Origin of the sequence: Levilactobacillus yonginensis (assembly GCF_964065165.1) — a bacterium.
Lineage (GTDB): Bacteria > Bacillota > Bacilli > Lactobacillales > Lactobacillaceae > Levilactobacillus > Levilactobacillus yonginensis_A.
Map to the genome: position 1 here is coordinate 1,557,606 of NZ_OZ061549.1, position 18,019 is coordinate 1,575,624.

The following is an 18,019-nucleotide window of genomic DNA, read 5'->3' on the forward strand; positions in this document are numbered from 1 at the left end:
AAATGGCGACTTGAAGACGTGCTTTGCGGCTTCAAGTGAGGGGCAAGACCGCCTTTTGGCTTGTCCTGTCCTTCCCACCGCGTTCCAGTCCAAATTTGGCGAACGGTAAGGCGGCAATTCCCCACTATGTCTGATTCTTGTTGTATCCGGCATAGTGGGTGTTTCAATGCTTCTAACCTTTAGATTCAGACACTAAAATGGTCCCCAACCAAGGCTTTTACCACGGTTAGGGACCATTTTTATGGCTGATAGACTATTCGTCGATTCCACTGCGGTAACCGTCTCTGCAGCTACCTGCCAGCCTCACCATCGGCCACGATTTAACTTAACCAACCTTCACCAACGAAATCAGTTCACCATCCACGCTTACGCCGTAAGTCGGAATTGGGCCGCTGATGACCGTGACGTTAGTATCGTTAGCCGTGAGTTCAATCTCTAAGACACTAGCCGCAATCTTCATCCGGTACGTCAGTTTAGTGATTTCTTTTGGTAGGTGATTGTTGAAGTGCACGACCTCATCCTGCACGTAGAAGCCAGAGAAGCCAGCAACCAGCGCTAACCAACTCCCACCTAAGTTGGCCAAATGAAGGCCGTCAGCCGTATTCTTTTGCAGGTTGACCAGATCCATTTGCGCCGTATCCATGAAGTACCCGTAGGCCTTTTCTGGATCGCCCATCCGGGCTGCTAAAATACTGAAGATTGACCGGGACAGTGACGAATCGTGGGTCGTTACCCCCTCATAATACCGGTACTCACGCTTCAACTGCTCCGGCGACAAGTCTTCTGGAAAGAGGTAGTCCGCCAGCAACGTATCGGCCTGCTTAGCAATCTGGTAACGATAAATCGTCAACGGGTGATAGTGTAGCAATAATGGGAAGTTTTCCGGCGTCGACCGATCGACCGGCCAGCGCGGCTTGCTCAGGAAACTATCATCCTGTTCGTTGATCTTCAAGTCTGAGCTGTACGGCAGGTAGACGTGTTCTGCCAAGTTTTCAAAGACATCCAAATCCCCCTGACCAATACCGTATTTTTCCAACCCGTGTGAATCTTGCCTTAATATTTCCTTGGCTAAATAAATCACTAGTTCAAAGTTATGTTTAGCCAAACGGTTCGTATAGTAATTATTGTTGACCAGCGCCGTATACTCATCGGGCCCCGTGACCGTGTGGAACTCAAACCGGTTCTCCGTGCCTACCTGGTGCCAGCCCCCGAAGGCCTCCCAGAAGTGAGCCGTTTCCAAGACCATTTCAAACCCACACTGTTCAATGAAGTCGATGTCCCGAGTGATTTCGTAGTACTTCCCCACAGCGTAGGCTACGTCGGCATCAATGTGATACTGTGCTGTCCCCGCCGGGAAGTAGGCTGAGGCCTCTTCACCGTTGATGGTCCGCCAAGCAAACAACGCTCCCTGACTAACACCTAACGCTCGCGCCCGTTGCCGCGCCTTTGGTAGCGTCTGATAGCGGTATAACAGGAGCTGGCGCGCCATCTGTTGATTGGTATAAATGAAGTATGGCAACATGTACATTTCTGTATCCCAGAAGTAATGGCCCTCGTAGCCAGAACCACTGAGGCCCTTCGCAGCAATGTTCGTCCGGCCATCCCGGCCAGCCGCTTGATTCAACTGGAAAATGTTGTAGTGGATAGCGAGGTTCAACTCCTCATTACCACCCACGGTGACCTCACTGCGGTGCCAGACGTCCTGCCAGAATTGGCGGCTATCATCCTGCAAAGCTGAGACCGTGCTCGCCAGAAATGGGGCGGCAGGATCAATCGTATTTTGTTCACCAATCTCACCGACGTAAACCTCGTACTCTAGTTTATGCGTCGCACCATCACTCAGATCGACCGGTTGCTGTAAGAGGCTGGCCGTTTTATCGAGCATCCCCAAGTAAATGGTCACGGCCTGTTTGGTGCGTCGGGTCTTCACGTGATAGCGTTGGAGTCCCCGCGAAACAAACTGCGTTTCACAGATGGGAAGCCCCGCCATCCGAGTCTTCCGCGGGTCGGCCGACGGGATTGATTCCGCCTCAGCAGGTACGGCAATCGACTTGCTGACCAGCAACCCCCCAGTATAATTGCCGGCGGTAAAACGATAACTGGTCGCCCAAAAGTTAGTCTGGCGTTGCCCAATCACGGATTTCATCCCCATGGTGATGGTCTCACCCTGTTGCGTTTGTAAGATAAATTGTTCAGTTAATTCCCCGGTCGTTAAGTCCAGGTCGACCACCGTCCGTTCACTACTGGTAAACCGGTGGCCGCTGTCGGTCGTCACGTGAATGTGCCGCAGATCCGATAGATTTAGAATGGTTTGATGCTGTTGGGCGTAGCCAATCCCCGCTTCACCGTAGGTAATTGGCGACGTCTCGTAGAAACCGTTGATCAGCGTTCCAGTGATCGGATTGCCGCTGATCGGGTCGTTGGCGCGGACCCCGAAGTGGCCATTGGCCAGTGAAAAGATCGTTTCCAAATACTCCGGTTGATGGTCGGCTACGTCGTGTAACGTCAAATGATAATCGCGTAAAGTCACAATAATCCCCCCGTTTCGCTGCTATTTTAAATCAATTTAGCCCCCATAGCCAGTGCGTCCTCCACTGCCGGTACATTTCCGGTAAAGTTTAGGAAAGCGTGGCTGATACCCCCGTATCTGAAGTAGTGGGCATCCCCGTTGGCCTGACCGGCTTGCTGGACGAAGACCTCATCTTGTAGTCGGAACGGATCGTACTCGCCGACCAGCAGTGTGACGTTCTTAAAGGTTGCTGGGTCAGCTAGGAGTGGGGAAAGTAGTGGTGCCGTTAAATCGACCGGCTGATCCGCCACGTAATAGCCACTCATGATAGTGTCAAGTTGTTCAAATAACTGATAGCTACGGTGCAGTGCGTCTCGCTGCTCCGGAACCACGTCAATGCTGTGGTCATCCCACAGGGAACCACTCAAGTCGGAGCCCTGAATGACGGTTGGGTAAAATAATAGGTGACTTTCAATCGTGCAGATACCCATCGATTTACACAGCTGGCTGACCGCTAAGGCAATCGATCCCCCAGCGGAGTCGCCCCCCACACAAATGTGCCGATAAGATTTGACCATTGCCGCTACAACCGCCAAGCCATCCAGAATACCGGCTGGATAGGGTTGTTCGGGGGCTAACGCGTAGTCCACGTTGTACACCACGCAGTTGGCTTGCTCTGCCACAAATTTCAATGCCAACAGGACATCTTCGGGTGTCCCACCATAGTAGGCGCCGCCGTGGAAGTAAATCAACGCCTTGTCCGCGGTCAGATGGTCCATCCGGGCAATCCGAACGACACGGACCCGGCGATTCATGGCCACAATCTGTTGCATTTCAACCTTCATTTCCACGCTGGTCAAATCACGTTGCCCGCTAGTCTCGGTTCCCTGCCGCAGACTAAACAAATCAGTTGGCAATTGTGGATTCTCATCGATGCCTGCCACGGTCTCCCAGACCAGTGGTTCAAAGGTGTGGATGGGGTCCCGTTCCTTGATCCAATTGGTAACACCATCTACTTTGCCAGTTGGCTTGATGCTTCGCAGTCGTTTCAACTCTTCGTTGTACCCCAATGACTGCTTAGTTGTCGTATCATTCAACATCTTGATTACCCCTCTCTTGGTGAAAAAGATTTATAAATGGTTTAGTTTCGCCTGCCGGGCGCCAAATCTGGGCTGGAACGGTGCCGGCACAATTTGAAGCCCCGCACCCCCGAGTCTTCAAACTTGGCCTTACTCTAAAGCCGAGGGAAAAACACCCGCAACTTAAGAATAACGAGGCGCCTGAGCCCATATTTGGCACCCTCTCGGCTAACCTTATTAAGTCCACAATACGTTGTGGTCAATTCAGATTAGCCAACTAGGAAGAACCTCTACAGCTTACACAACGCTGCTAACTGGTCAGCCCTGATTCAACCAAAACTCATCCAGGTGCCAGAGTTCCCCTAGCCAAGCCATTTCGTTGGTAAACCATTTCGCCACGTCCGGCCGAATGAACCGCTCCCCTAAAGTCGGATCAAATTCTCTGGGAAATGCCGTGACCGCCCGAGCTAGGCTCAGTCCGTGGGGGCCGTGGGGATATATTTTACTGGTTACGGAAACTCTATTCTGTCGAAGAGCTGCCGTATAGCACTCTGTGTTCACTGCTGGCACCGTTTCGTCGTCCGCTGTTGTCCAGATGAACGTTGGTGGATTCTGCGATGTCACCAATTGATCTGCTTCGTGAGCGGGCCAATTGGCTGTAATGGCAGCTCTGGTTGCCTCGTCAGTCGGCCAGCCTAATCGCAAGCCAATGACCGGATACGCCAAGGCTAACGCATCGATCTTCAAATCGGTCGTCGCTACGTGACAATCCCAGCCTAGTAACGGCCAGAGGTCTGCATATAGAGCTGCTAAGTGACCACCAGCCGAAAATCCAGCCAACAGGATGTGATCTGAACTGATACCATAATCCGCTGCGTGGCGGTGAAATTCAGCTACCACCATCCCCAGTTGAATCAACGCGGTTGGTAACACCGGTGGGGCCGTTATCAAGCGGTATTGGACAACCGCTACGGTGAACCCCTGTGCCAAGTATTGGAACGCCACAATTTCATTTTCTCTATCCGAGTAAAAGCGATAACCACCACCCGGCAATAGAATCACCAACGGCCGCCGCGGCTGGTTGTGAAAATCAGCGATGGCGGCCGGTTGCATGAGTGTCACGGTGACCGGAAAGTTCGGCTCGCCGCAAATAAATTCATGATTAATCATTTTGTAACTTCGCTTGAGCAGCTTTATCGGCAGAGTCTCTGGCCTCCTTCGCAGAAGCGACTTCGTCCTCATCCAGCTTGTAGGCTCTGAGAATCAATGCAATCAGAATAGCGAGAATCACTGGCAGCCAAATGAAGGCAGTCCCAATAGCCGTCTGAGCATGAGCACTCTGAACCTTTGCGGCGGCATCAAAGCCACCCCAAGCCAGGATCCAACCGGCTAACGCGCCACCGAATCCCATGCCTAATTTTGCCCCAACCATTGGCACAGAAGACAAGATACCGGGTTCATCGATACGTAATTCTGACCGAGAATATTCAACTGTATCAGCAATCATGACAAAGGAAATGGAGAACGCTGCCCCCATGGCAATCAGGGAAATCACATTCCCAGCGAATAGCAACGGGATACTGTTGAAGGCCATCATGGCTTCCCCTACGGCAAACGTCAACAGTGACAATACCATCACGTTCTTGTGTTTCATGAATTTGCTGAGGAATGGGATGAAAATGTTCCCGATGACCGCGCAGATAACCAGCCCGTTGAATAGCCCCACCAAGTCTGGGCGCTTATAAACGTAGTTCAAGTAGTAGACAGCCACTTGCAGCCGCATTACCCAGAATGTTTGTAATAGGATAAAGCTCAGACTCAAGATAACCCACGGCTTATTCTTCGCAGCGCCTCTCAAAGATTCCTTAACCGATAGATGGCTCTTAATTTCTGAGCCATCCAGTGTTTCTGCCGTTTCCTGTTCACGTAGGTTAGCAAAGGCACCTAAGAAGAGCACGATAATCAACGCCCCAATAATGACACCCCAGATTGACCAGCCGCGCTCGGCATTTTTACCACCTAGGAAAGCAACCATTGGCAGTGAAACTGCACCGATAACCGCCGTCCCAATGTTGGTCATCACCATCCGGGCACTGGCTAAGTTCGTCCGTTCATCGGGATCCTTCGTCAGACTAGGCAGAATAGCTGTGATTGGCGTGTTAGCACCAGAGTAGACCAGGCTAAACAGCGTGTAAACGACGGATATCCAGACCAATTGGAACGTCTTGTTGCCACCAAACGATGGGTTAAAGAACAGGGCCATGGTTAAGATCCCTAGAGGAATCCCGAACCATAAGAAGTATGGCCGTGATTTCCCATACTTGGAATGCGTGTGGTCGATTAAAAATCCATAGACCACACCATCAAAGGCATCAATGAATCGAACGACTAAGAATAGCGTTCCCACGAAGGCTGGCGAAATTCCCATGACCGTCGTGTAATAGAACAACAGGTACAAACCAACAATTTGCCAAATCAAGTTGCCGGCCAAGTCGGTTGATCCATAGAAGAAACGCTGTTTCCACAACTGAAGCTTACTCATAATAAAAACCTCCCCCAAAGTCTAAGATAAATAATTGCACACACTCTTGTAACCGCTTACAGATACAGCATACCCAAAACTGGGTAACTTGATAATCCACATATCTAACTACCCACTTACCTTTTCTAACCTACTATCAACTGACCAGACTACCACTTAACAACCGTCAAGTTAACCTTTATCGTCGACTCTATCATAATCGATTCTGTCTGTCAGGCCAGTGTTTAGTCCCTTCATTAGTTTCCCAACCTAACTTTTTGCTTAGTTGGGATAAATGGCCGCCTCCGGCCGCCAGGGCGGGCACCTGCTGTGGGGGACGCTTCCGGCCTGAGAACCGGTCCTCCAGCTCGGCTTGAAGCTTCGGCAGCCCACCGAATCTCCAAGCCCGCCCCACGCTGTAGACGGCCACAGAACGCCCGTCAACACCGTCGACACAGCTGGTACCCACCCTGGCAACCTCCGGCTACATTAGTCGACTATTTCACCGTTAGTTATTTCTAATTATCAATGTTGGTGAGTCTCAATCGTTTACTATTAATCATTAGCTGAGTATTAAAGGTAACTGTCATTTCTAACCAGTCGGTCGAGGGAGCGTCCTGATACTTTTACTAACGAAATTCGCCAGAAATTTGTCACCCAAATACTGGTGAAAGTTCAAAATTCGTTGAGAATGCTGCTAAATTTGACCTATTCACTTAAACGGACTTAAAAAATGCTACTGCAACAGCCTCGATGGCAGTTACAGTAGCATTTTAAAACTTCTCAAATTTTGGAATCTTGAACCCATTTATTTTCTGATCACCGGCAATGAATAATGTCTGCTAGCACTTACGAGTTGAAATCCGCTAGTCCCCGTATTCTAACTCGCCAAAGAAGTAGGGCTTACCATTGACGGTGTAGTTGGTCCAAGTACCGTACAGATCAAAAACATCGTCCATTGGCAGCATCCCCAAGTTGCCAGTCGTCTTCTTATTTGTAATCGTCAGGCGGTAATGGTGCTTGCCGACCTTTTTGTTAGGCAGTCCCTTCAATGCCTTAGCGTAGTCAACCGTAGTCGTGTTGCCCTTCACGGTGACCTTCGACGCTTTCACAGAACGCGTCGGCTTGTAGTTTTGACTCGTGCCTGCCCAGCGTTGGCTCATGAGTCCGGAATCTTTAGCCATCTGGGCCTTACTATAGTACTGCAAGTAGTTATCCAGCGTCAGGAAAAAGCCGGGCGTGGGTGCCGCGTTAGTGTTGTCACTATTGGCAGTGTACCCCTTTCCAACCTTAAAGATTTGTGTGCGAATAGGTGCCTTCAAGCTGACCCGTTTGAAATTTGCCTTGGTAAACGGAATCGTGGCCCGTTCCTTATACTTCAGCTGATTAGCCCGCGCATAGTTCACGACGCCATAGGTGAACAGGGCCGTCGTCTTAACGCCACCGTTGGCCGTCCCCGTTGACATCGTACTCTCAGCATTTAGCAGCGTGTTCTTCTTCACCTTGACCTGGTGATACTTGCCATTTTTCTTCTGATAAATACCTACGTACATGGCCTTTTTAGTCCGCACGTAACCCGTATTCCCGGTTAAGTATTGGCTAGTCGCCGCGTGGGCCGTGACCCCACTAGCGCCGATTGCGGCTAACCCCAGCAAAGCGGCGACCCACCATTTTCCCCATTTTTGCATGTAATCTCCTCCTATTCATAGCTAGAGTATACAATATTAAGCTTAAATTCACCTGTCTTTGGCATCGCGCTTCAGTGAGGGGGAATTGGTCATAAAAAAGACCTGAAATTGTTATTCCAGGTCCTCAAAACTAGTTATTATTAAAACCACCTATTAATGATTACAAAATCATCGGCAACCTACAGACTATCTAAGCGCAGGCGGCCAGGATGCCGCCGTAGCGAACAATCAACCTAATGAGCTAAGTATTTCTCCAACCATTCAACGTAGTGTTCCTCACGTTCAATGGCGTGGTCCAAAATTAGGTAATGCCCGTACGCCTGGTCAATTGCCCCTTGATCTGGAAACACCGTGGTCTGTCGCTGACGCAGATGAGCTAGCTGGGCGCGATGCAGTGCCGCCTGTTCCTGCAACATTGGCTGCAGCCGCGGATCATCAACTGTCTTGATAAAGTACAATTTTAAAATAAATTCATCCTTAATGGCTGTCAACTCGGGCGATGGTTCCGTGACCCAGGCGACCAACTTCTCGTGCCCCGCTGGCGTTAATGAATATTGCTTTTTCGCCAGCTTTTCGCCAGTCACCGTATCCTCGTGGGTAATCTCCCCTGCCGCTTCGAGTCGTTTTAGCATGGGATAGATTTGGCTATGCTTGGCCTGCCAAAACTCACCAATTTCATTTTCAAACGCCTTGGTCAGGTCATAGCCCGTCTGGGGGCGTTGGTTCAATAGACCTAAAATAATGTATTGTAGTCGATTACGCTGGCCGATGACTGCCATCCCCTTACTTTCGTGAAATTACTTGTGTCTTCATTGAACCAGTTCCCCGCAGAAACATCAAGCGTCAATCACTTAAATCATCAGCAACTGAACCCACACGACTGACAAAATTGTTGACACTGCTGGCAAAACGATTTATAGTAATCAAGTAAATTAAAACATGTAATTAATTACATGTTTGACTCAGCAGAATAGAAACCAATTCATTTTTTAAAGGAGCAGACGACGGATGGCAAAAGAATTTAAAACACTTGATGACTTTTTAGGGACACACTTCATTTATACCTACGATAATGGTTGGGAATACGAATGGTACGCGAAGAACGACCATACCGTTGACTACCGGATCCACGGCGGCATGGTCGCCGGCCGTTGGGTCACCGACCAGGAAGCCAACATTGTGATGCTGGTTCCTGGTATCTACAAAATTGCCTGGACCGAACCAACCGGGACGGACGTCGCTTTGGACTTCGTGCCCAACGAAGGCAAGTTAAATGGGACAATCTTCTTCCCTAAGTGGGTTCAAGACCATCCTGAAATCACGGTTACCTACCAAAACGAACACATTGACGTGATGGAAGCCGCTCGGGAAAAATATGCCACTTACCCTAAACTGGTCGTTCCTGAATTTGCTAAGATCACTTACATGGGTGATGCTGGCCAAAACAACGAAGACGTCATCAGTGAAGCCCCATATCCAAGTCTGCCCGACGACATTCGTGCTGGGAAATACTTTGACGAGAACTATCACCGGTTGAATCAGTAATTACAAGGGACGATTCACGTGCGCTAAGTAGCGGCGCGTGGACCGTCCCTTTTTAGTTCATTACTTTTGCTGTTTTAATTAATATGATAATGCTCCCGAATGTGTTTTATCGCTTCTGAAGTCGTCATCCCAATCACCTCAGAGCCACTATGCCCTTCAAGGGGACTATCAGCGATTACACAACCTGGGAAACTTTTTGAAGGTTGATTTCAAAATCCATTCTGGATTTAGCAGTATACTAAAGACACCTTCACGTAGAAAGTAGGTTTGATACGATTGGCAAATTACATTAAAGAAATTCGCGAATTAGTCGGCCATAAACCGTTGATTCTTAACGCTGCGGCCGGGGTCGCTACTAACGACCAGCATGAGGTTCTGCTTAACCTACGGACCGACACGCACAACTGGAGTCTCCCTGGTGGCTACCTCGAATACGGCGAGACGTTCGACCAAGCTATGGTCCGGGAGTACAAGGAAGACGCCGGTCTTGACGTCGAACTCGTCAAATCGCTGGGGATCTTCGATCAAGGATTCACCAAATACCCCAACGGTGACGTCACCCAGGTCATTTCTCAACTGTACCTAGTCAAACCAGTCGGCGGCCACACGCTAGAAACAGCCACCGATGAGACCCTCGATCTGAAATACTTCTCGTTGGACGACCTGCCACCCCTGTTGAATCAACAGACTACTGATATGTTAGCAGCGGTTCAGGCTTACTTTGGGGACTAATCATTCCAAATTCAAACAACACTACTAAGTCAAAAAGAGCGCCCGTGGATGATAAATCCCAGGCGCTCTTCCTAACCAAAATCTAATCATCCAGTAAAAGTCACTTGGATTTGTCAGAATTGTCCACTTAATTTAACGTCTAATTCTCTAAATCCAAAACCGCATTAAACACTTCCTGTGGTAAATCAATATCGCTGTGGGCGGCCTGCCGCTTGTTCACACTTTGCCGCCGCAACAAGGCTTGCTTCTTAGCGGTACTACGCTTCTCTCCGTTAGCCGCGGCGTTCTTCCGTAACGGTGGCACGTCTACGCGGGACAGCGCCTTCCCTTCCACCACTCCCTGAACGGGCATGGGGTAAAGTTTACGTGGAATTACGAACTTCAATTTGTGGACTAGCTCCTGGGTCACCTTGGGCGCATCCTCCCGGTGAACCACAAAAGATAAGGCGTCTACTTTGGCGTAGTTGACGTGGACCTCAATCTTGACCACGTCAGCAATATCATAGCCTGCCAGCGCTGTCGTCAACGTGGCATAACCGTGGGACACCGACTTCAGCGCGTTGAAGAAATCATAAGCAATTTCCGCGAACGGTAGTTGGTAGACCAGGACCACCAGGTCACCCTGATTGCGCATATCCTGGAGCTCACCGCGATGTTGAGTCGCCAACTTCATGACGTCGCTCAAACTGTCACTAGTAGTTGTAATGGTCGCGGTGGCTAACGGTTCCTCCACGAAATCAATCTGCGAATAGTCTGGGAACTTAATTGGGTTATTCACCACCACGGGTTCCACTGCATTTTTCAAATGCACCCGATACGTGACGTTGGGCGCTGTTGTCAGAACGTCCAACCCGTACTCATCGTGCAGGCGTTCGCGAATAATCTGCAGGTGGAATATGCCTAAGAACCCACAACGGAAACCAGCTCCCAAAGCGTCCGAACTTTCTGGCCGGTAATGAAACGACGTATCGTTCAAGGCCAATTTTTCGACGGCCAGTTGCAGATCGTGGTAGTGGTCCCCCTGTGGATAGAATCCCGCGAAGACCATGGATTGCGATGGTTCATAACCCGGTAAAGCGGTCGCAGTGGGATTGGCGCTAGTCGTCAACGTATCCCCTACGCGCAAAGCTTGCGGATCCTTTAACCCGGTCACCACGTAACCAACATCGCCAGACCGCAACTGTTTAGTAGCCACCCGTTGCGGGGCAAAAATGCCGATTTCGTTCGCAGTGACTGCCTGACCATTCGCCATCAACGTTAGCTTATCGTTGGCGTTCAACACACCATCGACCAGCCGGACGTAAGCAATAATCCCTTTAAAAGCATCGTACTGAGAGTCAAAGACCAACGCTTTTAGTGGCTGCTGCTCATCACCCACTGGCGCTGAAATCCGCGTGTGAATGGCCTCCATGACGTCATGAACGTTGAGCCCCGTCTTAGCGGATATTTTCAGCATTTCTCCGTCCATAAAGTCTGGTGACAGCGCCCGAATCTGCTCGGCGGTCCGGTCAACGTCGGCTGCAGCCGCATCAATCTTATTAATGACGGGAATCACAGTCAGATGATTTTCCTCAGCTAAGCGCAAGTTAGCCACCGTTTGGGCCTGAACACCCTGAGTGGCGTCGACCAGCAACAGCGCACCGTCACTGGCGGCCAGGCTCTTAGAGACTTCATAGGTAAAGTCGACGTGCCCCGGGGTATCGATAAAGTTGTACGCGTACTCCTGACCATCGTCGGCCTGGTAATAGTTCCGCACGGTTCGCGACTTAACGGTCACCCCGTGAGCCTGTTCAACCTGCAGGTCATCCAGCAACTGGGCCTTACTTTCGCGGTCACTGACAGTCTGAGTCTGTTCCATGATGCGGTCGGCCAGGGTCGATTTACCATGGTCGATGTGGGCAATGATAGCAAAATTACGAACGTTAGATTGTTCCATGAATTTCCTCCTGAAAGATGCCGTCAAGGTAATAGCCAAAGGTGCGGCAAGCCTCGGCTTCGAGATTGATTTGAAAGGCGGGAAAAGCCGCCGTCAGCGTCGTGTGATTAAACTGGTCAAGACCAGCCAGGTTCATGAGGCCACTGATAATGGCACTCTGAATCACGAAAAGGTGCGTGGCGGTTTCCACTGATAGACCAGGAACTTGCTGCGCCAAAACGGCCCCTAACTGGGTATTCACGGTATAGAGGGCTTGACGATCCTGCTCTGTGCGCTGGCGGTCGGCGTGGGCCTCTAATACTGGGCCCCGCAAGGCGTTCAGCCGAACCAGCGTGCTGTGGTCATTAATCAGCGTCCGGGTCTCAGCCAACAGCCGCGCTTTGAGCGCCGCTGGCGTGCGCACGGGCTGAACGACGAACTTTTGCGTAAGGTCTGTCAGATACAGACGATACCCCGTCAGTAGGCCCGTCATAAAGATGCTTTCCTTAGTCTGATAGTAGTTAAAGAGCGTTCCCTTAGCGACCCCCGCCGTCTCAGCCAGCTGGGTCATCGAGATATCATTGAAGCTATACTGAGAAAACAGTTGCCAGGCAGCGGTCGCAATTTGTTGGGCCTTAGCAGACTTTTGGTCCCGGCTTAAAACGTTAACCACACAGAATTCCTTCTTCCTAAAATGACCATCAGTCATTTTTCAATCTTGTTATCGTAAACCTCTCGTCCACAACTTGTCAATTAATTTGTGAAAATAGTTATTCCACTTACCTTCTATTAGCGTATAATGACAATATGGTAAAAACTTAATATTTAGGTCGTGTGTGATGCGCAACTTTTTCAATTTTTGTGCATTTAATACCATACATAATTATCACGTCATTTATTCAAACCGGCTTCAGCTAACGCGAAGGGTTATCATGAACGCGGAGCTAGAGCCTTTTTTCGTACCTACCCACTTTTAAGGAGAGAAATTATGAAGAAATGTCCTAATTGTCACCAAGAAGTCGCAGCCGACAGCATTTTCTGTGAACATTGTGGCTACGACCTGCGCCAGGCAACCACCAAATCTGCTGCTCAGCCCAAGTCCAAGGCAAAACGACTGGGACGCCGGCGGAAGAATTCTGCTGCAAAACCTGGTAAGCAACCGAAGTCCAAGTGGTTCAAGCGTAGCGTCTGGGCCATCATTGGCATTGCAGTCATTATTGTCATCGTCCTAGGCGCCTCGTTCTACAACAAACAGGCCGGCAAAGACAAGCAGATTGCCAACATCACTGATATGATCAGCGATAACCAAAGCAACGACCTCGCCAAACTGTTGGTTAGTGATAATCCTAACCTAAAAATCACGGGTGACACCGTTCAACCCCTGTTGACCTATGCACGCACCCATCAGGACTACGTCACCAACATGCGGACGGACCTGCAAAAGAACGGGCAATCTGCTGATCACACGTTTACCCTGATCAAGTCGGGTCACACGATGTTGTTCTTCCCCGTCTACAAATTGAAGGTCACCACCATGCATCCCACCATTTCTACTAACGTCGCCAACGCCACGATTACAGCGAACGGCGATGCCCTGGCCACGTCCAAAAATGACCACTACAGCTACAAGGCGGGCCCACTGTTTCCTGGTCACTATACGTTTAAACTTTCTGGCAGCCAGTCCAACAAGAGCGTCAAAGTCAACCTGATTTCTAGCAGTGACACAACTAAGGACGTTAACCTGAGTGTGAAGACTGCCAAGGCTGGCAAGGACACTACCAACAATACCAATGACGATTCAACTGGTGCCACAACCACGGCTAACGACGACAACAACTCTGGTACCAACACCCACGATTCAGATGGCGATGACCAGGGCAACGGGCGCACATACTCGGACTACGACGACCTATCTTCCGATGGTCAAGATGCCGTTGATCAAATTTACCAAGCTACCGACTACATGGACGACATCGATGACTACGATTACACCACCACGCAGGCCCATGACAACGTTATCCAAGTTAAAGTTTACGACGATGATGACGGTGACCACATGGACACGTTCCGCTACGACAATGCAAACGACATCCTCGCTATCTACAACTCTGATACCGGCCTCTTCGACGAAGTTACTGACCGTTAAAATCCTACCCCCGAAAGGAAGATTCTCCCAATGAAACAGACTTACTACCGTATTTGCTCCAACTGTGGCAACCAAAATAGTGCCGACGCCAACTTTTGCCTCAAGTGTGGGACCACGCTGACCACAGCTGACGACTACGCCATGATTCCCCATGCCGCCGACCAATCGTTTCCACTCTTTGACTTGGAACTGACGCCCGACGAAGTGGCTCAGACCAAAACCTTTATCATTACCAAAGACACCGAAATTCCGACGGGCTACCGAACCGTTGGCATGATTTTCGCCGAAAGTGACGTTGCTCCCCGGGCCGGCGCTAAGGCTGCTTGGGAGGACATGATGAAGCACCTCTACGCCCTACTCTTAGCCAAGGGTTACGCCGGTGCTGCTCGCATCACCATTCAGGCCGAACCCATGTCTCCTGGCCAACTTTGCCTGTATGGCGAAGCTTTAGTTCACGATTCCCAACACTAATTCTGGAGGTTTAATCCATGCATTTAACACCGTTCATGGCTCCCGCGGATAATCAACCCGGCGGCCAATCACATTTCTGTCCCAATTGTGGCCAGCCCGTTGACCCAACGGACACCTTCTGCCAAAACTGCGGGTACAACCTCAATACTGGCCAGGCCTCAGTCGACCAGCCAACGACGCCCGTTCAACCGACGCAAACTGCTGCCGCTACGACGAAGCCTGCCCGGGTACGCAAGCCCCACAAACCGTGGGATAAGAAAAAGAAGCTCAAATGGGGCGGCATTGCCATCGCCGTTGTAGCAATTGCCGGCTTCTTCATCTGGGGTGGCACCCACTACTCCCGCTCGGCCACGTTAGACCGAACCATCAGCCACATCAAGAGTGGTAAGAACATGGCGCCCTACTTCACCACCGCCAGCTCAGATTTGAAACTGTCTAATCAGACGTTACTGCCCGTGAACCGCTATTACAGCGACCACGGCCAAGCACTGAGCGACTTGAAGTCTGCCTTGAACAGTAACGGCCGCAGTGATGATGGCACCATGACTTTTGAAAAGAGCGGCCACCATTTTCTGATTTTCCCCCGCTACAAAATCAACGTTAGTCCGGTCTATCCAACCGTTAAAACCAACCACTCTGGCAACGTCATCAAGCTGGATGGCAAGAAAATTGCCACGGCTAGCGTTGACGGCTACACCAAGAAATTAGACGCCATGGTTCCCGGTGAATACCACCTGGAAGCCTCTGGTACGGTAGGTGGCCACAAACTGGCTAACAGTAGCGACTACCACATCACCACCAGTAAGACCTACAACCTGGAACTGAAGACGATTTCCCTGTCATTTAACACCGTTCCCGGCTCTGCCATCTACTTAAATGGCAAGAAGCTTGGGACCGCGGATAGTAACGGTTCCTACAGTCTGAAGGATGAACCTTGGACTTCTGATATGGCCGTTTACGCGCAATACGCTTCGACCGCTGGTAAAGCAACGACCAACACGGTCAAGCTAAGCGACAGCGATGATCAAGGCAGCGTCGACCTGAAGTATCCTGACGTCATTTCCAACAGTGACGCTGATGACTTCATTAGCAACTTATTCGTAGCCGTTGACGGAATCACCCTTGAAGGTGATATGAGCGATGCTACTGACAGTGACGACAACGACTTGGCTGACTTCTTCACTAACGGTAGTGGTAACTCCGATTACTCTGAGTTAGTCTCCATGGCCAAGGGGTACGCCAACGATGCCGACGTCGACTCTACCGATATGACCACCACCATTAAGGACGTTAAACCTGGTCCAAATGGCACGAGCCTCGTCACATATAACGTGAAGTACGGTTTCTGGTTAGAGGACGCCGACTACACCCACGTTCAGGTCTTGCAATACACCGCAACTGTTAAGGATTCTAACGGTTCCAACTTGGGCTACGTCATTTCCTCTATCGGGCCTGCAACCAAGATCAGCGACTACCATGACAACGACGATTAGCACTTATTCAGGAGGCCACGCATGAACGAACCACAAAAATTCTGTCCCAACTGTGGCCACGCGCTACACGCGGACACACAGTTTTGCCCGCAATGTGGGTATGCCTTAAGCGGCAATACACCCGCAACCGACATCCCCGTAGAGCCAGAAACAACACCAACAGCCACGCGGATGGCGTCCACAACGACGCCCGCCGCAACGAACTTTATATCCTGGTGGTGGACTTCTTTGAAACGGCCGGGACAACCAGTCGCTGGAAGCACCAGCCTATTTGGTATTTTAAACCTAGTCCTGATGGTCATTATTAACACGGCCATGATTACCTCAATGGATAATCGCTACCTTCATTGGTTTAGTGACTATCCAGCGTATCTCAAGCGAATTCCAGGTCTCACGCTACGCTTTTCAGCGATTACCGCCCTTTCAGAGGGGCTGATCGTCCTCGTTGCCGTAGCTATTGGCTTCGGCGTGCGGCGGCTATTAGATCGTGACCAAACCTCCAACAATTTTCTCGAATACGTAAACCAGTTTGGACATACAGCAACTCCTGCAGTAGTCGTCAGTGTTCTGATGCTGCTGATCAGCTTCTTTCAAGATGGGTCTTACGGAACTTTTATTAATGCGAGTCGGTCCCTCTTGGTTCCTGGTTTTCTGCTCCTAAACGGCTGCTTCATCTACAGTCTGGTTCACAATATCAAGACACCCCGCTTTGATAAGCTCTACGCCGCTTTGCTGGGGCAGATTGTTTTAGGGCTGGGCATCACGATCCTAGTAAATCTGTTAAATGCTCTGCGTCTGTTCCCATTCACGCTTTAGGAAAGGAGTCCACCAATGTCCAACGAAACTAATTTTTGTCCAAATTGTGGGACTGCCCTTCCCGCTGGCTCCAGCTTCTGCCCCAATTGTGGGTACCAGTTGGCGCAACCAGCAGCTAGTGAACCGGCCCCAGTCATACCAGAACCAACTCCAGCAGCCGACACTACCGCTAAACCGCAACGCCAAGCGTTAGCCACAGGTACTTTGGCCAGTCGCAACTACTTCTCTTGGTGGTGGGAATCTTTCAAACATCCCCTGTCACCCGTTGAAAATGCCAATCACTTGTTTGGTGTCCTGACAGTCTTGCTCGAAGTGCTCCTAAACACAATTATTCTGTCCATGTTCATGCAACACGCTGTCAATGTCGCCTTGCGCGTGATTGGTTCTGACGGCAATGCCATCAATGGTGGTTCACTGATGACTGCTGTGCGAATGGACTTCTTCATCTGTGTCTTCGCGCTGTATGCGCTGGTGGTCGGCGCGGCCTATGGTTTACGCCGTCTGATCAACGCCCATCAGCCCCTGAATTTCTTCGAGTTCACCAACCACTTCTTTGGGGCGACGAGTTCGATTCTCGCGATTAACCTGGTAGCGTTTCTGATTGCTTCTATTCTGGTGATCAACGCGGCCACGATTACTGACTTGGGGTCATTAGCCTTGCACTACGCGATTCTGGCAACGAGTATCTTCGTACCCAGCATTGCCGTACTGGTTCTCGGCTACTACCTCACAATTATTCGGGACGTGACGCGTCCTCGGCTAGACCCACTTTATACTTGGATCTTAGCTTCCTGCTTACTGTTCGTCATCATTATCATTGTGATTCTGTTAGTGGCACTCTTTACTGCAGCGCCTCTGAGCAGTCTCGGCGATGCCATCGATACCTATTCAGGTTACTAAACCGGTCGCACTCCGGCTTTAATTGTCGTTTAATATCATCACCGCAAAAGATTTACGTACACCATTCATGATGACTAACTGTTAGCACATTAGTCAGTCACGAAATACAGTGTAGGCCGAAAAGGTCACCTCGCGGGGTGACCTTTTTATTAGTAGTGCCTTTAGGCCCAGTTGAGCACGCTAAAGCGTGCGAAACAAAAACCC

At 50.2% G+C, this 18,019-nt stretch carries 15 protein-coding genes; 7 read left to right on the plus strand and 8 right to left on the minus strand.

Annotated features, from left to right (window positions below):
- Positions 1–325 precede the first annotated feature (325 nt).
- From AB3Y94_RS07430 to AB3Y94_RS07455, 6 genes are all read right to left on the minus strand, one after another.
- Positions 326–2,530, minus strand: coding sequence for a glycoside hydrolase family 65 protein (locus tag AB3Y94_RS07430; RefSeq protein WP_367295659.1), 2,205 nt, complete (start codon positions 2,528–2,530; stop codon positions 326–328).
- A 26-nt stretch (positions 2,531–2,556) separates the two neighbouring features.
- Positions 2,557–3,609 carry an alpha/beta hydrolase fold domain-containing protein gene (locus tag AB3Y94_RS07435; protein ID WP_367295660.1) on the minus strand — a complete coding sequence of 351 codons (1,053 nt, stop codon included), beginning with the start codon at positions 3,607–3,609 and terminating at the stop codon, positions 2,557–2,559.
- Positions 3,610–3,906: 297 nt separating this feature from the next.
- A complete protein-coding gene (locus tag AB3Y94_RS07440) occupies positions 3,907–4,758 on the minus strand; it encodes an alpha/beta hydrolase (RefSeq protein ID WP_367295661.1) in 852 nt (283 codons plus the stop codon).
- Complete coding sequence (locus tag AB3Y94_RS07445) at positions 4,751–6,130, minus strand: MFS transporter (protein WP_367295662.1); 1,380 nt, start codon at positions 6,128–6,130, stop codon at positions 4,751–4,753. The genes AB3Y94_RS07440 and AB3Y94_RS07445 overlap by 8 nt, the downstream gene beginning before the upstream one ends.
- An 845-nt stretch (positions 6,131–6,975) precedes the next feature.
- The gene (locus tag AB3Y94_RS07450; protein ID WP_367295663.1) at positions 6,976–7,797 is read right to left on the minus strand and encodes a hypothetical protein; all 822 of its coding nucleotides are present in this window, start codon (positions 7,795–7,797) and stop codon (positions 6,976–6,978) included.
- Positions 7,798–8,030: 233 nt separating this feature from the next.
- Positions 8,031–8,567, minus strand: coding sequence for a PadR family transcriptional regulator (locus AB3Y94_RS07455; protein WP_367296495.1), 537 nt, complete (start codon positions 8,565–8,567; stop codon positions 8,031–8,033).
- A 238-nt stretch (positions 8,568–8,805) separates the two neighbouring features.
- Here AB3Y94_RS07455 and AB3Y94_RS07460 point away from each other — a divergent pair, with 238 nt between their 5' ends.
- Positions 8,806–9,342, plus strand: coding sequence for a phenolic acid decarboxylase (locus AB3Y94_RS07460; protein WP_367295664.1), 537 nt, complete (start codon positions 8,806–8,808; stop codon positions 9,340–9,342).
- A gap of 276 nt (positions 9,343–9,618) precedes the next feature.
- A complete protein-coding gene (locus AB3Y94_RS07465; RefSeq protein ID WP_367295665.1) occupies positions 9,619–10,074 on the plus strand; it encodes an NUDIX hydrolase in 456 nt (151 codons plus the stop codon).
- Positions 10,075–10,213: 139 nt separating this feature from the next.
- On the opposite strand, the gene lepA is transcribed toward AB3Y94_RS07465, so the two are convergent.
- Positions 10,214–12,010 carry a translation elongation factor 4 gene (gene lepA, locus AB3Y94_RS07470; protein ID WP_367295666.1) on the minus strand — a complete coding sequence of 599 codons (1,797 nt, stop codon included), beginning with the start codon at positions 12,008–12,010 and terminating at the stop codon, positions 10,214–10,216.
- The gene (locus AB3Y94_RS07475; RefSeq protein WP_367295667.1) at positions 11,997–12,662 is read right to left on the minus strand and encodes a TetR family transcriptional regulator; all 666 of its coding nucleotides are present in this window, start codon (positions 12,660–12,662) and stop codon (positions 11,997–11,999) included. The genes lepA and AB3Y94_RS07475 overlap by 14 nt, the downstream gene beginning before the upstream one ends.
- Positions 12,663–12,977: 315 nt before the next feature.
- Between AB3Y94_RS07475 and AB3Y94_RS07480 the strand changes: the two genes are divergently transcribed.
- From AB3Y94_RS07480 to AB3Y94_RS07500, 5 genes are read left to right on the plus strand one after another with little or no spacing between them, the layout of a single operon-like run.
- Entirely contained in the window at positions 12,978–14,135 is a 1,158-nt protein-coding gene (locus tag AB3Y94_RS07480; RefSeq protein WP_367295668.1) for a TcaA second domain-containing protein, read from the plus strand.
- 30 nt (positions 14,136–14,165) lie between these two features.
- The gene (locus AB3Y94_RS07485) at positions 14,166–14,606 is read left to right on the plus strand and encodes a zinc ribbon domain-containing protein (protein WP_125680905.1); all 441 of its coding nucleotides are present in this window, start codon (positions 14,166–14,168) and stop codon (positions 14,604–14,606) included.
- A 17-nt stretch (positions 14,607–14,623) separates the two neighbouring features.
- Positions 14,624–16,099, plus strand: coding sequence for a zinc ribbon domain-containing protein (locus AB3Y94_RS07490; protein WP_367295669.1), 1,476 nt, complete (start codon positions 14,624–14,626; stop codon positions 16,097–16,099).
- 21 nt (positions 16,100–16,120) lie between these two features.
- Complete coding sequence (locus AB3Y94_RS07495; protein WP_367295670.1) at positions 16,121–16,915, plus strand: zinc-ribbon domain-containing protein; 795 nt, start codon at positions 16,121–16,123, stop codon at positions 16,913–16,915.
- A gap of 15 nt (positions 16,916–16,930) precedes the next feature.
- Positions 16,931–17,815, plus strand: coding sequence for a zinc-ribbon domain-containing protein (locus tag AB3Y94_RS07500; RefSeq protein ID WP_367295671.1), 885 nt, complete (start codon positions 16,931–16,933; stop codon positions 17,813–17,815).
- Positions 17,816–18,019 lie beyond the last annotated feature (204 nt).

Excerpts from the sequence above, each read along its gene's own strand:
- AB3Y94_RS07495 (WP_367295670.1), top strand. The coding sequence starts at position 16,121 with ATGAACGAACCACAAAAATTCTGTCCCAACTGTGGCCACGCGCTACAC.
- AB3Y94_RS07485 (WP_125680905.1), top strand. The coding sequence starts at position 14,166 with ATGAAACAGACTTACTACCGTATTTGCTCCAACTGTGGCAACCAAAAT.
- AB3Y94_RS07440 (WP_367295661.1), bottom strand. The coding sequence starts at position 4,758 with ATGATTAATCATGAATTTATTTGCGGCGAGCCGAACTTTCCGGTCACC.
- lepA (WP_367295666.1), bottom strand. The coding sequence starts at position 12,010 with ATGGAACAATCTAACGTTCGTAATTTTGCTATCATTGCCCACATCGAC.
- AB3Y94_RS07435 (WP_367295660.1), bottom strand. The coding sequence starts at position 3,609 with ATGTTGAATGATACGACAACTAAGCAGTCATTGGGGTACAACGAAGAG.
- AB3Y94_RS07460 (WP_367295664.1), top strand. The coding sequence starts at position 8,806 with ATGGCAAAAGAATTTAAAACACTTGATGACTTTTTAGGGACACACTTC.
- AB3Y94_RS07450 (WP_367295663.1), bottom strand. The coding sequence starts at position 7,797 with ATGCAAAAATGGGGAAAATGGTGGGTCGCCGCTTTGCTGGGGTTAGCC.
- AB3Y94_RS07500 (WP_367295671.1), top strand. The coding sequence starts at position 16,931 with ATGTCCAACGAAACTAATTTTTGTCCAAATTGTGGGACTGCCCTTCCC.
- AB3Y94_RS07480 (WP_367295668.1), top strand. The coding sequence starts at position 12,978 with ATGAAGAAATGTCCTAATTGTCACCAAGAAGTCGCAGCCGACAGCATT.
- AB3Y94_RS07490 (WP_367295669.1), top strand. The coding sequence starts at position 14,624 with ATGCATTTAACACCGTTCATGGCTCCCGCGGATAATCAACCCGGCGGC.
- AB3Y94_RS07445 (WP_367295662.1), bottom strand. The coding sequence starts at position 6,130 with ATGAGTAAGCTTCAGTTGTGGAAACAGCGTTTCTTCTATGGATCAACC.